The organism is Sphingomonas sp. SDUR79, assembly GCF_056821745.1.
Genome location: NZ_JBPDIN010000001.1, coordinates 2,840,518 through 2,854,825 on the forward strand (window position 1 = coordinate 2,840,518; position 14,308 = coordinate 2,854,825).

16 protein-coding genes and 2 tRNA genes are annotated in these 14,308 nt (G+C 65.7%); 14 read left to right on the plus strand and 4 right to left on the minus strand.

The window, feature by feature from the left end:
* Positions 1-222 precede the first annotated feature (222 nt).
* From ACRYLO_RS13915 to ACRYLO_RS13930, 4 genes are read left to right on the plus strand one after another with little or no spacing between them, the layout of a single operon-like run.
* Positions 223-1,227 (plus strand): PhoH family protein, encoded by a 1,005-nt coding sequence (locus ACRYLO_RS13915; RefSeq protein ID WP_482660705.1) that lies wholly within the window; start codon positions 223-225, stop codon positions 1,225-1,227.
* Positions 1,220-1,729: an rRNA maturation RNase YbeY gene (ybeY, locus tag ACRYLO_RS13920; protein WP_482660706.1), complete on the plus strand. Its 510-nt coding sequence runs from the start codon at positions 1,220-1,222 to the stop codon at positions 1,727-1,729. The genes ACRYLO_RS13915 and ybeY overlap by 8 nt, the downstream gene beginning before the upstream one ends.
* A gap of 8 nt (positions 1,730-1,737) precedes the next feature.
* Positions 1,738-2,652, plus strand: a complete 915-nt coding sequence (locus ACRYLO_RS13925) for a hemolysin family protein (RefSeq protein WP_482660707.1) — start codon at positions 1,738-1,740, stop codon at positions 2,650-2,652.
* 3 nt (positions 2,653-2,655) lie between these two features.
* Positions 2,656-3,993 carry a PQQ-dependent sugar dehydrogenase gene (locus ACRYLO_RS13930; RefSeq protein ID WP_482660708.1) on the plus strand — a complete coding sequence of 446 codons (1,338 nt, stop codon included), beginning with the start codon at positions 2,656-2,658 and terminating at the stop codon, positions 3,991-3,993.
* Here ACRYLO_RS13930 and ACRYLO_RS13935 read toward each other — a convergent pair.
* Entirely contained in the window at positions 3,987-4,256 is a 270-nt protein-coding gene (locus tag ACRYLO_RS13935; RefSeq protein WP_482660709.1) for a hypothetical protein, read from the minus strand. The two genes, ACRYLO_RS13930 and ACRYLO_RS13935, sit on opposite strands and share 7 nt — an antisense overlap.
* Before the next feature lie 47 nt (positions 4,257-4,303).
* The gene (locus ACRYLO_RS13940) at positions 4,304-4,606 is read right to left on the minus strand and encodes a polyhydroxyalkanoic acid system family protein (RefSeq protein ID WP_482660710.1); all 303 of its coding nucleotides are present in this window, start codon (positions 4,604-4,606) and stop codon (positions 4,304-4,306) included.
* A 212-nt stretch (positions 4,607-4,818) separates the two neighbouring features.
* On the opposite strand from ACRYLO_RS13940, the gene lnt reads away from it, so the two are divergent.
* The 8 genes from lnt to ACRYLO_RS13980 all read left to right on the plus strand — a co-directional run bounded on the left by lnt (position 4,819) and on the right by ACRYLO_RS13980 (position 12,125).
* Positions 4,819-6,381, plus strand: coding sequence for an apolipoprotein N-acyltransferase (gene lnt / locus ACRYLO_RS13945; protein ID WP_482660711.1), 1,563 nt, complete (start codon positions 4,819-4,821; stop codon positions 6,379-6,381).
* Positions 6,382-6,466: 85 nt separating this feature from the next.
* On the plus strand, positions 6,467-7,678 hold the full coding sequence (gene metK / locus ACRYLO_RS13950) for a methionine adenosyltransferase (RefSeq protein WP_482660712.1): 1,212 nt from the start codon (positions 6,467-6,469) through the stop codon (positions 7,676-7,678).
* A 138-nt stretch (positions 7,679-7,816) separates the two neighbouring features.
* Positions 7,817-8,623 (plus strand): hypothetical protein, encoded by an 807-nt coding sequence (locus ACRYLO_RS13955; RefSeq protein ID WP_482660713.1) that lies wholly within the window; start codon positions 7,817-7,819, stop codon positions 8,621-8,623.
* Positions 8,624-8,630: 7 nt separating this feature from the next.
* Entirely contained in the window at positions 8,631-10,016 is a 1,386-nt protein-coding gene (locus ACRYLO_RS13960) for an RNB domain-containing ribonuclease (protein WP_482660714.1), read from the plus strand.
* Positions 10,017-10,122: 106 nt separating this feature from the next.
* Positions 10,123-10,875 carry an EAL domain-containing protein gene (locus ACRYLO_RS13965; RefSeq protein ID WP_482660715.1) on the plus strand — a complete coding sequence of 251 codons (753 nt, stop codon included), beginning with the start codon at positions 10,123-10,125 and terminating at the stop codon, positions 10,873-10,875.
* Positions 10,876-10,942: 67 nt separating this feature from the next.
* Positions 10,943-11,623, plus strand: coding sequence for a tRNA (guanine(46)-N(7))-methyltransferase TrmB (gene trmB, locus ACRYLO_RS13970; protein ID WP_482660716.1), 681 nt, complete (start codon positions 10,943-10,945; stop codon positions 11,621-11,623).
* 120 nt (positions 11,624-11,743) lie between these two features.
* A tRNA-Gly gene (locus ACRYLO_RS13975) sits at positions 11,744-11,817 on the plus strand.
* Positions 11,818-11,906: 89 nt separating this feature from the next.
* A complete protein-coding gene (locus tag ACRYLO_RS13980) occupies positions 11,907-12,125 on the plus strand; it encodes a hypothetical protein (RefSeq protein ID WP_482660717.1) in 219 nt (72 codons plus the stop codon).
* Positions 12,126-12,184: 59 nt separating this feature from the next.
* Here the strand turns inward: ACRYLO_RS13980 and ACRYLO_RS13985 are convergent.
* Positions 12,185-12,270: transfer RNA gene (locus tag ACRYLO_RS13985), tRNA-Tyr, on the minus strand.
* Between the two features lie 94 nt (positions 12,271-12,364).
* Between ACRYLO_RS13985 and rlmB the strand changes: the two genes are divergently transcribed.
* Both rlmB and ACRYLO_RS13995 read left to right on the plus strand, forming a co-directional pair.
* Positions 12,365-13,123 carry a 23S rRNA (guanosine(2251)-2'-O)-methyltransferase RlmB gene (rlmB, locus tag ACRYLO_RS13990; protein ID WP_482660718.1) on the plus strand — a complete coding sequence of 253 codons (759 nt, stop codon included), beginning with the start codon at positions 12,365-12,367 and terminating at the stop codon, positions 13,121-13,123.
* 32 nt (positions 13,124-13,155) lie between these two features.
* The gene (locus ACRYLO_RS13995) at positions 13,156-13,923 is read left to right on the plus strand and encodes a hypothetical protein (protein WP_482660719.1); all 768 of its coding nucleotides are present in this window, start codon (positions 13,156-13,158) and stop codon (positions 13,921-13,923) included.
* A 21-nt stretch (positions 13,924-13,944) separates the two neighbouring features.
* Here ACRYLO_RS13995 and ACRYLO_RS14000 read toward each other — a convergent pair whose 3' ends face one another.
* Positions 13,945-14,262 carry a 2Fe-2S iron-sulfur cluster-binding family protein gene (locus tag ACRYLO_RS14000; protein WP_482660720.1) on the minus strand — a complete coding sequence of 106 codons (318 nt, stop codon included), beginning with the start codon at positions 14,260-14,262 and terminating at the stop codon, positions 13,945-13,947.
* Positions 14,263-14,308: the final 46 nt, after the last annotated feature.

Here is a 14,308-nt window from a genome sequence, read left to right on the forward strand (position 1 = left end):
GGCTGCGTCACCCCCTGCCAATCGGCATCGGGGACGGATTTCCGCTGTCCTACGCGGCTCGGCTCTGCCATCCTCGCTCCACGATATGCGAAACGGAACCTCCGCGCTGCACACCGGTTCGGCCCATCATGGCCCGCTGTCGTCCTTACACGCGCATTTTCGTCAGCTTTGTCGGACCAGAACTGCGCAGCATCGTGACATTTTAGCCCGCGAAAGGACCGCATGAGCCGCAAGCCAGTCCCCGCCCAGCATGGTCAGCGTGCCCGCGTCGAGGTCAATTTCGACCGCCCGCAGCTGCTCCCGCAATTGTTCGGCGAATATGACAGCAACATCCTCGCGCTGGAGGAGCGGCTTGGCGTCTATATCCACGCCCGTGGCCAGCGGGTGGTGATCGAGGGCAGCGCCGAGGCCGTCGCGCATGCCCGCGAAGTGCTGATCGAATTGCACAGCCGTGTGATTCGCGGCGAGGCGATCGACCCCGGCCTGATCGATGCGGTCATCGCCATGGCGACCGAACCGATGCTGACCGGCATCGTCCGCGCGGAAAATGACGAGGGCGCGGCGCCGCCGATCATGATCCGGACGCGCAACAAGACGATTGTCCCGCGCTCGCTGACCCAGACCAGCTATATGCGCGCCTTGGTGTCCAACGACATCATCTTCGCGCTCGGCCCGGCAGGAACCGGCAAGACCTATCTGGCGGTGGCGCAGGCGGTGGCGCAGCTCATTACCGGATCGGTCAAGCGCCTGATCCTCTCCCGCCCCGCAGTCGAGGCGGGCGAACGGCTCGGCTTCCTGCCCGGCGACATGAAGGACAAGGTCGATCCGTATCTGCGCCCGCTCTATGACGCGCTCTATGATTGCCTGCCGGCTGAGCAGGTCGAGCGGCGCATCGCGAGCGGCGAGATCGAGATCGCCCCGATCGCCTTTATGCGCGGCCGCACCCTGGCCGACGCCTTCGTCATCCTCGACGAGGCGCAGAATACCACGCCGATGCAGATGAAGATGTTCCTCACCCGTTTCGGCCAGAACAGCCGCATGGTGGTGTGCGGTGACCCCAAGCAGACCGACCTGCCCGGCGGCCCGTCGGCGAGCGGCCTTAACGACGCGGTCAACAAACTGGAGGGGATCGAGGGCATGGCGTTCGTCCGTTTCGGCATCGGCGACGTGGTGCGTCACCCGATCGTCGGCCGCATCGTCGATGCGTATGAGAACGAGCATGCTTGAAGTCGCCGTCCAGACCGAACCCGGCTGGCCAGACCACGACTGGGACGCGATCGGCGCGAAGGCTGCCGCCGCCGCGGTCGCGCAGACCCCCTATGGCTATCTCGCCACCAGCGACGCGGTGATCGAGGTCGCGGTGCGCCTGACCGACGACGCCGAGGTGCATCAGCTGAACGCGCAATACCGGCAAAAGGACAAGCCGACCAACGTCCTGTCCTTTCCGATGATCGAGCCGGATCTGATCGAATCGCTGACCCAGAATAGCGACGATGGCGAGGTGCTCCTGGGCGACATCATCCTCGCCCATGGTGTCTGCGCGCGCGAGGCGGAGGAAAAGGGCTTCACGGTCGAGCAACATGCAACGCACCTGATTGTCCACGGGGTGCTGCATTTGCTAGGCTACGACCATCAGGGGGATTCCGAAGCCGAGGCGATGGAGTCGATGGAGCGCGCCGCGCTTGCAACCTTGGGGATCCCTGACCCCTATCTGATATGCGAGGATTGAACTCTAAGATGACGGACGGCCCCAGTAGCAACGGGAACGGCGACAGTAGTGGCGAAGGCGGAATATGGCGCGGCCTTCGCTCTTTGCTCTTCGGCGAAGAGCAGAATGAAACCCTGCGCGAACGCATCGAAGACGCGATCGACGCAGCCGAAGAGGGCACGGACCGCAAGTCGGCCAAGGGTGACCTCTCCCCGCTGGAGCGCAAGATGCTCCGCAACCTCCTTCATTTCGGCGAGCGCGACGCGGGCGATGTCGGCGTGCCGCGCGCCGATATCATCGCCGTCGACGAAGCGACCAGCTTTGCCGAACTGGTCCAGATCTTTGCCGAAGCAGGGCACAGCCGCCTGCCGGTCTATCGCGAGAAGCTCGACCGCGTCATCGGGATGATTCACATCAAGGATGTGTTTGCCGTCCTTGCCGCCGGGGCTGGGCCGCCTGCAAAGATCACCGATCTGATGCGCCAGCCGCTCTATGTCCCGCAATCGATGGGCACGCTCGACCTGCTCGCCCAGATGCAGGCGAGCCGCACCCACTTGGCAATCGTGCTCGACGAATATTCGGGGACCGAGGGGCTGATCACGATCGAGGATCTGGTCGAGGAAATCGTCGGCGAGATCGACGACGAGCATGACGACGCGCCGGAGGCGCTATGGGTCCCGCTCGACAATGGTGGCTGGGATGCCGACGCCCGCGCCGAGCTGGAGGATGTCGCCGCGGCGATCGACCCGCGGTTGGGCGAGGTTGAGGAGGATATCGAAACGCTTGGCGGCCTCGCCTTCATCCTGGCCGGCCATGTGCCCGAAGCGGGCGAGTGCCTGAAACATCCGAGCGGCTGGACGCTCGAAGTGCTGGAGGCCGACGCCACCCGCGTCCGCCGCCTGCGCCTGCATCCGCCCGAAGAATTCGTCGAACCCGAGGACTGACCATTGCGCCGCAAACTCCTGATCGCCACCGCCGCTGTCGTCGCCCTTGGCGGCGGCACCTACTGGTTCCTGTCGCGCCCGGATGTCGCGCAGTTCAGCGTTGCGGACACGAGCGGGGTGCGGCCCAAATTGGTCGCACCGCGCGAACAGACGATCCCGACCGTGAAGATCGCAGATGCGGTGGGCTGGCCCGCCGGCGCCAAGCCGGTCGCGGCCAAGGGGCTGGCGGTCAACGCCTTTGCCACCGGCCTTGATCACCCGCGCTGGCTCTACCGCCTGCCCAATGGCGACGTGCTGGTCGCCGAAAGCAACTCGCCGCCGCGTGAGGAGGGCGGCATCACCAACTGGGTGATGAAGAAGCTGATGAACCGCGCCGGTGCCGGCAGCGCGTCTGCCAACCGGATCACCCTGCTTCGCGACACCAATGGCGATGGCGTCGTGGAAGCGCGCTCGGTTCTGCTCAGCGCCGATAACGGCCTCGATTCGCCCTTCGGCATGGTGCTGGTCGGCGAGACGCTGTACGTCGCCAACCATAATGCCCTGATCCGCTTCCCGTTCAAACCGGGCGAGACCAAGATCACCGGCAAGGGCGAGAAGGTCGTCGACCTGCCCGGCGGCGGCAACCACTGGACCCGCGACGTGATCGCGGGGCCGGAGGGCAAGCTGCTGGTCAGCGTCGGCTCCGCATCGAACATCGCCGAAAAGGGTCTCGACGTCGAAAAGAACCGCGCGACGATCCTTGAGGTCGATCCGCAGGCAAAGCGTTTCCGCATCTTTGCCGCAGGGCTGCGCAACCCGATCGGCCTTGCGCTGCATCCGGAAACGGGGCGGCTGTGGACCGTAGTCAACGAACGCGACATGCTCGGCTCCGACGGCCCGCCCGACTATCTGACCCAGGTGACGCTCGGCCAATTCTTTGGCTGGCCGTGGAATTACTGGGGCGGTTACGTCGACAAGCGGGTCCAGCCCGAGCGGCCCGACCTGCGCGAATACAGCGCGCGACCGAGCTATTCGATGGGGCCGCATACCGCGCCGCTCGGCCTGACCTTCGCCACCGATGTGAAGCTCGGCAGCACGTTCGCCAAGGGCGCGTTCGTCGGCCTGCACGGGTCGTGGAACCGCGTGCCCGCCTCGGGCTACAAGGTCGTGTTCGTGCCGTTTGGCGAGCGCGGTCTCCCGGTGCCCGATGCCAAGCCGGTCGATGTCCTCACCGGCTTCCTCGACGCCAAGGGCAAGGCACAGGGGCGTCCTGTCGGCGTGACGGCGGACCGCACCGGTGCGCTGCTGGTCGCGGACGATGTCGGCAACGTGATCTGGCGGGTCAGCGCTCCGGCTCAGTAATCGGCGGCGGCGTAGGACAGGTCGGAGGCGGCGTAGGACAGGTCGGAATAGCCGGCCTCCTCGCCCCAGCCGGTGCCAGCCTCAGCCACAGCCTCGCTCGCGCGCACTTCGGCCTGATAATCCGGCACGCCGCCCGACGGCGCGAGCGGAAGCATGCCGGTGACGGTGTAGTGCGCTGCGACCGTACCGGCACAGCTGCCCAACCCGCCAGTGGCGAGCAGGGCGATGGCGATCATCGGCCATGGGCGGGGCGATCGGTTCATCGCAGGTCTCCTCGCCCGGAAAAATCCATAGCGCCGAAACGGGTTCCCTATTTCAACAACTTGGGCGCTTCGTGCAGCAGCTTCTCGCGAATCTTGCCCGCGAACAGCGCTAGCATCGGCGGCAGATCGACCTCGGCATGGACATGCGCTTCATGGATCTCCAGCCGACTGGCGACGCTCTGGCCCAACGCGGTGACGGTGAAGTGCAACGTGTCGCCTTCCCACCGCTCGTCCACCGTGCCGCCGCCGGGGAACATCGACCCGATCTTCCCCACCCCGCCCGCAATCCGCGCCCGCGCCGCGTCGCGACCAAGCTTGTGGGGGATATCGACGATCACGGGTTCGGGCATAATTGTTCCTTTGTTGGTTGTTTCAGCACAGCTGAAACGATCGCGGCGCCGGCTCCCCCACCCGGCCACCCAACGACAGTGTATTCTATGGGTGGCCGGGTGGGGGAGCGGGCCGGCGCCGTTTCAGCGAAGCTGAAAACAGCACAGTGTACTGGGCGTATAATACGCACGATGCTTGTATCTGTCACGGTCAGGCCCGATAGCTGCCGACGATGTTCGCTCTGCCCCGCCCCCGCCTGATCGCGCTGCTGACCGGCGCCGTCTCCGCCACCGCCTTTGCCCCGCTCGACTGGTGGGTGGTCGGGCTGGTCTGCTTCGCCCTCCTGCTGCGGCTGACGCATGAGGCCCCGACGCTGAAGCAGGCGCTGTTGCGCGGCTGGCTGTTCGGGCTTGGCCATTTCACCGTCGGCAACAACTGGATCCAGCACGCCTTTACCTATCAGGACAAGATGCCCGCCGAACTTGGCTATGTCGCGGTGGTTCTGCTTTCGCTCTATCTCGCCATCTACCCGGCGCTGGCGATGGGCCTTGCCTGGCGATTCGGGCAGCGGCGCAAGCTCGATTTGTCCTTCGTGCTGGTCGCAGGCGCGGCGTGGATCGTCGCTGAATATCTGCGCAGCGTGCTGTTCACCGGCTATCCGTGGAACCCGCTCGGGGTGATCTGGCTGCCGCTGCCCGGCGTCGCACAGGTGACGAGCTGGATCGGCACCTATGCGCTGTCCGGTCTGACGATCCTCGTCGCCGGCGCTCTGCTGCTCGCCAGCCAGCGATATTGGCGCTTCCCCGCCGCAGTCACGGTCACCATCGCGCTTCTGGCACTGAACGGGATCGAGATTCAGCAAACCCGCGCGCCCAATGAACCCGTCCGTCCCATCGTCCGTGTGCTCCAACCCAATGTCGGGCAGGAAACCGTCCTCGACGGAACCTATGCGCAAAAGGCGCTGAGCGAGCTGATCCGCCTGTCCAACGACACGGCGACGATCCTGCCCGGCGGCCCGGTACCGCGTCTGATCGTCTGGCCCGAGGGTACGGTCGATTACTGGCTGGAGGAAGGCTATCCCGCCGCCTGGTACGCCAGAAACGATCCGCGCACCGTCCGTGCGATGATCGCGCAGACTTTAGGACCAAAGGATATCGCGCTGGTCGGCGGCAACGCGCTGTTGTTCAAGGGTGACGACAAGCTCGACGCCGCGACCAATTCGGTGTTCGCGATCGACGCCAGCGGGACGGTCCTTGGCCGTTACGACAAGGCGCATCTGGTCCCCTATGGCGAGTATCTGCCGATGCGCACCATCCTCGAGCCGCTCGGCCTGTCGCGCCTTGTGGCGGGCGAGATCGACTTCGAACCGGGCCCCGGCCCGAAGACGATGACCGTCCCCGGCTTTGGCGATGTCGGCATGCAGATCTGTTACGAGATCATCTTCTCAGGGCAGACGGTCGACCCAGCCAAGCGTCCTGCGCTCCTGTTCAACCCGTCGAACGACGCCTGGTTCGGTGCCTGGGGGCCGCCCCAGCATCTGGCGCAGGCACGGATGCGCGCGATCGAGGAAGGGCTTCCGATCCTGCGCGCCACGCCCACCGGCATCTCCGCGATCATCGACGCGCGCGGGCGGATCGTGGCGGCGGCGGGCATGGGCGAAGCCAAGGCGATCGAGGCTCCGATGCCATCGGCGCTGCCGCCAACATTGTTCGCCCGGCTCGGCAATCTCGCGGCTGCACTCGTTGCGGCACTGTTGCTTGCCATCGCCATTGCCTTCCGCCGCTTCGCCCGCTAGGGCGGCGCGATATAAGGAAAGCTTTATATCTCTCCTTACCCCCAGCCGGGCATGGCAACGGCCCGGCCTTTTTTTGAGGAAAACCATGCGTTCCAGCTATCTTTTCACGTCCGAATCGGTTTCCGAAGGCCATCCGGACAAGGTTTCGGACCAGATTTCCGACGCGATCGTCGATCTGTTCCTGTCCAAGGATCCCGAAGCGCGCATCGCGTGCGAAACGCTGACCACCACCCAGCTGGTCGTGCTTGCCGGTGAGATCCGCGGCAAGGGCATCATGGACGAAGCCGGCAACTGGGCACCCGGCGTCAAGGAAGAGGTCGAGAAGACCGTCCGCGATACCGTCAAGCGCATCGGTTACGAGCAGGACGGTTTCCACTGGGAGACACTGCGCTTCGAGAACAACCTGCACCCGCAGTCGGCGCATATCGCGCAGGGCGTGGACGCCAGCGGCAACAAGGACGAAGGCGCGGGCGACCAGGGGATCATGTTCGGCTATGCCGCGAACGATACCCCGGACCTGATGCCGGCGACCCTCGATTACAGCCACAAGATCCTCGAGCGCATGGCCGCCGACCGCCATTCGGGCGCGGCGCCGTTCCTGGAGCCGGACGCCAAGAGCCAGGTCACGCTGCGCTACGAGGGCAGCAAGGCCGTCGCCGCGACTGCGATTGTCGTTTCGACCCAGCATGCCAAGGGCTATGACGCGGGCGAGAAGGAAGCCGAGCTCAAGGCCTATGTGAAGTCGGTCGTTGCCGACGTGATCCCGGCCGAGCTGCTCAGCGACGCGACCGAATATCACATCAACCCGACCGGCAGCTTCGAGATCGGCGGCCCGGACGGCGACGCCGGCCTGACCGGCCGCAAGATTATCGTCGACACCTATGGCGGCGCGGCTCCGCACGGTGGTGGCGCGTTCAGCGGCAAGGACCCGACCAAGGTCGATCGTTCGGCGGCGTACATCACCCGCTACCTCGCCAAGAACATCGTCGCAGCCGGCCTCGCCCAGCGCTGCACGATCCAGCTCGCTTATGCGATCGGGGTCAGCAAGCCGCTGTCGCTCTATGTCGATACGCACGGCACCGGCACCATCGGTGATGACAAGATCGAACAGGCGATCCAGGGCATCGAGAAGCTGGGCGGCCTGACCCCGCGCGGCATCCGCACGCATCTTGGCCTCAACAAGCCGATCTATGCGCGCACCGCCGCTTATGGCCATTTCGGCCGCAAGCCGGATGGCGACTTCTTCCCGTGGGAGCGCACCGACCTGGTCGAGGATCTCAAGGCCGCGCTGGCCTGATCCGATTCCCGTAACGGCATGAAGGGGCGGCGATCTGCGGATCGCCGCCCTTTTTGATTCGACGATCCAGAGAACGCTGTCAGTTCAAGCTTTTGCTTGTTCGGGTGCGCCGCTAACCTCGCGCGCAGGAGGCTGCCAATGACCCGATCCTTACTGCCCGCGCTCGCCTTGCTCGTTGCGGCCTCGCCGGCTGTTGCCCAGACCCAAGCGGGCGAGCAGGCCGCAATCGACCAGGCGATGCGCCGCGCCAATCTGATGTATTGGTATGATCAGGCTGCGTGGCATGGCACCGACGCCATGCTCGCGAATGCCAAGGAGGTTGCGGGCAGGATCGGCGGATGGATTGTCGATGGCCCGCCCGAGGAACCGCTGCTGATTTTCTATAGCAAGGGCACCGACCCGGCCCCGGTATATATCGCGCGGTTTCGGAATGGACGGCTTGTCGAGGGTCGCGCCGCGCGCGATGACGAGCGCAGCCTGATCACGCCTGCGCGCAACCGCCTGATTCATGCGGTCGCGGTGGCGCGCGATGCCTTGCAACGGGCGAACGTCACCCGCTGTAGCGATGAGCAGTTCAATTCGATTGTTCTTCCCCCCGAAGTCGAGGGCGGGCCGGTGCGCGTCTACTTCCTGACGCCCCAGACCGCGACCAATATGATCCCGTTCGGCGGACATTATCTGATCGAGGTCGATTCGGCGGGAGGCAGCGCTCCGGTCCGCAAATTCACCAACAGTTGCATCTCCGTCGCGACGCAGCAGCCCGATGGGGCAAAATCGCTCGGGTTGGTCATCACCCATCTGCTCGACCCGGTCCCGACGGAAATTCATGGCTTTTCAGCGATGGCAGCGCGCATGCCGGTTTTCGTGGGCACACGCGACAAGCGGATCTGGCGCGTCGTGCCCGCAGCGACGGGGCCAAGCGTACGCTTGGTCCAGGAGAATTGAGCCCGCGATGAAGACGCTCGCGGACCCGTCTCGCATCTTAACAGATGAACTGACGGCGATCCGCGCCGCATTTCAGGTGCCAGAGGGGTTTCCGCCCGCTGTGCAGGCTGCGGCGGAGCGCGCGGCGACCCGCATGCCGACCGATCACGCTGACTGGACCGACCGCCCGTTCGTGACCCTCGACCCCACCGGATCGACCGACCTCGACCAGGCCTTTGCGATCGACACCGCTGGCAATGCGTTCGTCCTTCACTATGCGATCGCCGACATCGGATGGTTCGTCGATCCCGATGGCCCGATCGCCACCGAAGCGTGGCGGCGGGGTGAAACGCTCTATTTGCCCGACGGCAAGGCCAGTCTCTATCCGCCGGTCCTGTCACAAGGTGCGGCAAGCCTGTTGCCCGATGGTCGGCGCCCCGCGATCATCTTCAGCATCCGGATCGATGCGGAGGGCGCGGTGGCGCTCGACGCGGTGACCCGCGCGGTGATCCACAGCCGCGCCAAGCTTGCCTATGCCAGCGTGACCGATGCGGATCTGCCGCCCGGCTTCGCCGCGCTGACCGACCGGCTGATCCGCGCGGAGGCGGCGCGCGGGGCGGCTCGGATCGATCCGCCGGAGCAAGAGGTGGCGCATGATGCCACGGGCCGCCTGACGCTGACCTTCCGCACCCGCCACGCCAGCGAGGATCGCAACGCCGCACTCTCACTTGCCTGCAACATCGCGGTGGCGCGATTGTTGATGGCGAACGGCACCGGGCTGTTCCGGGTGATGGACGAGCCGGACGATCGCGCCCTCGCGCGGCTCCGGCTGACCGCGCGCGCGCTCGGGATCGACTGGCCGGGCAGCGCGACGCTCACTCAGGTCGAACGCACTCTCGACCCGGCGGACCCGCGCCATGCCACGCTGATGCTGGCGATCCGCCGCGCGGGGAATGGCGCCAGCTATCGTGCCTTTACCGTGGGGGAGACGCCGTGGCACGCAGCGGTTGCGGCCCCCTATGCCCACGCCACCGCGCCGCTGCGCCGCCTGGCCGACCGCTATGTCGTCGAGGCGGCGCTGGCGGTGGCAAATGGCCGAACGGTGCCGGCGCACGTCGCGGCCGCCTTTCCGCAGCTGCCCAAGGTCATGGCGCGCGCCGACAGCCGTGCCGGACAGATCGACCGTGCCGTAATCGGCATGGCCGAGGCGGCGCTGCTGTCCGGCCGCGAAGGGGAATGTTTCGAGGCAGTCGTGACCGGGGTCGAGGCGCGTGGCGCGGACGTGCAGCTATGCACCCTTCCGGTCACCGCTCGGCTCGATCCCGCAGGCCTAACCCCTGGAGACCGAGTCGCCGTTAAGCTTACCGACACCGATGTTGCACGCCGCAGCATCGCATTTGCGCTGATGCCCTAGTCACGGTTCCGGGCTCGCCGCCGGAATCGGCGCGCTACGCAAAAATCCCTAGTGCGGTTAACCATCCGCCGCCCGCCCGTTCTAAAAAGAGCGTGTGGAGACGCTGATGCAGACTGTGACGACCTTTGCCCCGGCCCCGGTCGAGCCGGATTTCAACCTGACCATGGCGTTCCAGCCCGTCTGGGACGCGCGGCTGGGCGAAGTCTATGCCTATGAGGCGCTGGTGCGCGGACCCAAGGGCGAAACCGCCCGCGCGGTGATCGATGCGATCCAGCCGGCCGATCGCTACGCGTTCGACCAGCAATGCCGCGTCGCCGCGATCAAGCAGGCGGTAGCGGCGGGCATTCTCAAGGTCCCCGCGCTGCTGTCGATCAACTTCTTCCCTGATGTAATCACCGATCCCTTTGCCGACAGCGAGCGGACGATGCGCGTCGCCAAGGAAACCGGCCTGCCGCCCGAACGGTTGATGTTCGAATTTGCCGAACATGATCGGCTCGACGGGTGCCGCATGGCCGAGACGATCGAGGCGCACCGCAAGATGCACATGCAGACCGCATTCGACGATTTCGGATCGGGCGATGTCGGGCTGGCGCTGCTCTCGCGCTTTACGCCCGATGCGATCAAGCTCGATCCCGTCCTGATCCGCGGCCTGTCGACCAGCTGGTCGCGGCGGTTGCTGGTCGAAAAGATGATCGAGATGGCGCGGCTGCGCGCCGTGCGGTTGATTGCCGAGGGCGTCGAAACCCGCGCCGACTATGACAAACTGCTGGCGCTCGGCGTGCGCTACTTCCAGGGCTATTACATCGCACGGCCGCAGATCGGCGTGCTGGAACAACCGAAATTGCGTCCCGCCTCCTGAGGCAGGTTACCGCGTCAGCGACGCTGAAACCTTGCCCCGCCGCACAGGCTGCGCCAAGGGGCTCGCGATGAACGATCCGAGCACGATCCGCCGCCTCTATGGCCGCGCCAAGGGACACAAGCTGCGCGCCGGTCAGCAGGCGCTGGTCGATGAAGGACTGCCCCAGGTTGCCGTCCCCGCCGAAGGGCCGATCGACGCGGTGCGGCTGTTTGGCGACGATCGCCCGCTGGAGGTCGAGATCGGCTTTGGCGCGGGCGAGCATCTCGCGGGACAGGCGGCGATGCGACCCGATCACGGCTTTATCGGCTGCGAACCGTTCCTCAACGGGGTGGTCGGCGCGCTCGGCCATATCCGCGATGGCGGGCTGAGCAATGTCCGGCTGCACATGGGCGATGCGCTCGACGTGATCGAGCGACTGCCCGATTCCAGCCTCGACCGCGTCTATCTGCTCCATCCCGATCCGTGGCGAAAGGCGCGCCATGCCAAGCGCCGCATGGTCAATCACGGCCCGCTCGACCTGATCGCGTCGAAGCTCAAGCCCGGCGCGGAGTTCCGCCTGGGCACCGACGATCCGACCTATTGCCGCTGGTCGATGATGGTGATGAACCAGCGCCGCGATTTCGCGTGGCAGGCGCAGGAGGCGAAGGATTTTCTGACGCGCCCCGCCGACTGGCCCGAGACGCGCTATGAACGCAAGGCGCGGCGGCAGGGACATGAGGTCTGGTACTTCCGCTACCTTCGCGTCTGACGCCGGATACGGCTGCGCTGATCGCGCCCGCTTGACCCGCGACGCCCTCTCGTGGCAGTGCGCGCGCTCGCCCGGCATGTTCGGGCGGCGCCCCTGACGGCGGCCACGCGGCCAGAGCGGGCGGGTATAGCACAATGGTAGTGCAGCAGCCTTCCAAGCTGAATACGCGGGTTCGATTCCCGCTACCCGCTCCACCGCCGCACACGGTTCCGTAATTATCCCGATTTACCCCGATGCTGCGGTGCGGTAGCCCGCAAGGTGATTCGGGGGGATCGGTATTATGATGTATTCCGGGGACTTGATGCCGTCCTATGGCTGGGCGCTTGCGCTCGCTAGCGTCATCCTGGCGCTAATCCTGCTCATCTGGCGGACCAAGCTGCGCAAGCAGCGGCGGAGTCGGCAGCGGGTGCGCAGACTCGCACGGCAGCGGGCATGGGACTGGCTGATGATGCGCAAGAATGTGCGGGCGCTCACCTATCAGCCGGATGAGGATCAGGCCTGACCGCATTTGGACGCTGACCGAGCCCCGCTATCGCAGCGACCCCGCCTGGTCCGGGGAGGTGGTGGAAGGGACTGGATTCGAACCAGTGTACGCTCACGCGGGCAGATTTACAGTCTGCTGCCTTTAACCACTCGGCCACCCTTCCATGCGGCACGCCGAAGCGAGTGCGCGCCAATGCCGAAGCAGCGCGGCGCTGTCAACGTCTTGCACAGCCGAATTGTGCCGCCTAGCGTCGCGCGATGAACAAGGCACCACGGCGCGGGCATCGCCCATCCGGCAATATGGGCAGCAACAACCGCCCCCGTTTCTGGGGCCGTCACGCCGTGACTGCGGCCCTGGCCAATCCCGAGCGGCGCGTGCGCAAGATATGGGGGACGCGCGAGGCGCTGGGCGCGCTTGAGCTGCCCCCGATCTTGCCGATAACCTATGCCGATGTCGCCGATCTTGCGCGGATGGTCCCTTCGGACGCGCCGCATCAGGGCATCGTGATCGAGGTCGATCCGCTGGAAGAAATCTGGCTAGGCGACCTGCTGGAGCAGGGTGCGGACGATCGCCGCCCCTTGCTGGTGCTCGACCATGTCACCGACCCGCATAATGTCGGCGCGATCCTGCGTTCGGCCGCGGCCTTCGACGCGCTCGGCATCATCACCCAGGATCGCCATGCCCCGCCGGAATCGGGTTCGTTGGCGCGTGCAGCCTCGGGCGCGCTCGAGTTGGTGCCATGGGTGCGGGTCGTAAACCTCGCCCGCGCGCTCGACGAGATTGGCGAGGCGGGTTTCTGGCGCATCGGCCTCGCTGGCGAGGCCAGGGGGACGCTGGGCGAAGTGATGGGCGACACGCGCCCCGCATTGGTGCTGGGCGCCGAGGGTGAGGGGATGCGCCACAATACCGCGGCGCATTGCGACGAGCTGGCGCGCCTGCCGATCTCGCCCCGCGTCGAGAGCCTCAACGTATCCAATGCCGCGGCGATCGCGCTATACGCAGCCATCTCGCGCTGACCCGGACGGGCGCGCCAAGGGGGGAATGACGCATGTTCGACCGGTTCAAGGGCGTTGCGCTGGCGATTCTGGCTCCGGTGTTGCTGGTCGGCTGTGCGTTCAGCCCGGGCAAGTTCGTGTCCACCCTCACCGTCCTCGCCGATCGCAGCTTCACCTTCAGCTATCAGGGTGAAGTGATCGCGGTCGATATCGCGAGCGAGATGGCAAAGGGGATGGGCGACGCGTTCAAGGGATTGGGCGACGACGACGACAAGAAGAAGAAGACCACCACCGCCTGGCTTCGCGATACCGCCTGGCAGGACGAGGAAAGTTCCGACAAGGATGGGGAAAGCCCCACCGACGATGCCGAGGAGACGGCCGAGAAGGAAGCCAAGTTCAAGGCAATCGCCGAAGCGCTGACCAAGGAGGCGGGCTATCGCTCGGTCACCTACAAGGGCGACGGCGTGTTCATGATCGACTACCAGATCAGCGGTAAGCTGACCCACAATTTCCTGTGGCCGTTCAATGTCGATGCCGAGGTGATCTTCCCCTTCGTCGTCGTCGAACTGCGCGGGCCGGACACGGTGCGCGTCAAGGCCCCCGCCTTTGGCGACAGCGATTCGCCGGGCAAGGGCAAGTCGGACTCCGCCAATGCCAAGCTCGACGGCACGTTCACCCTCATCACCGATGGCGAGCTGGTCAGCCAGAACAACGAGGACGGCGCGAAGACCGAGGGCAATCGCCGTACCATCACCTGGAAGGCGACCCCGCTGAGCAAGGACGCGCCGATGGCAGTGGTGAAGGTCGCGCCGAAATCCTGATCGGATCGCGGCGCGACCGCCTCAATCCTCGGCGGCGATGGTGACCTTCAGCCCGTCCAGTGCGGACGTGAACTGGATCTGGCACGACAGGCGCGAGGTGTCGGTGCGGTCGGACGAGCTGTCGAGCAGGTCGTTCTCATCCTCGCTCATGGCTGGAAGTTTGGCCGCAAATTCCGGATCGACATGAATGTGGCATGTCGCGCACGAGCAGCAACCGCCGCAGAGCGCGAGTAGTTCGTCGAACCCGTTGTCCCGGATCACTTCCATGACGCTCAGGCCCACTTCGCCTTCGACATCGCGTTCTTCTCCTGCGCGCGTGACGACGATAAGCTTGGGCATGATCTTCTCCTCCGTGTTTTGCGCCCATGCCGGGGATCGGCGCGGC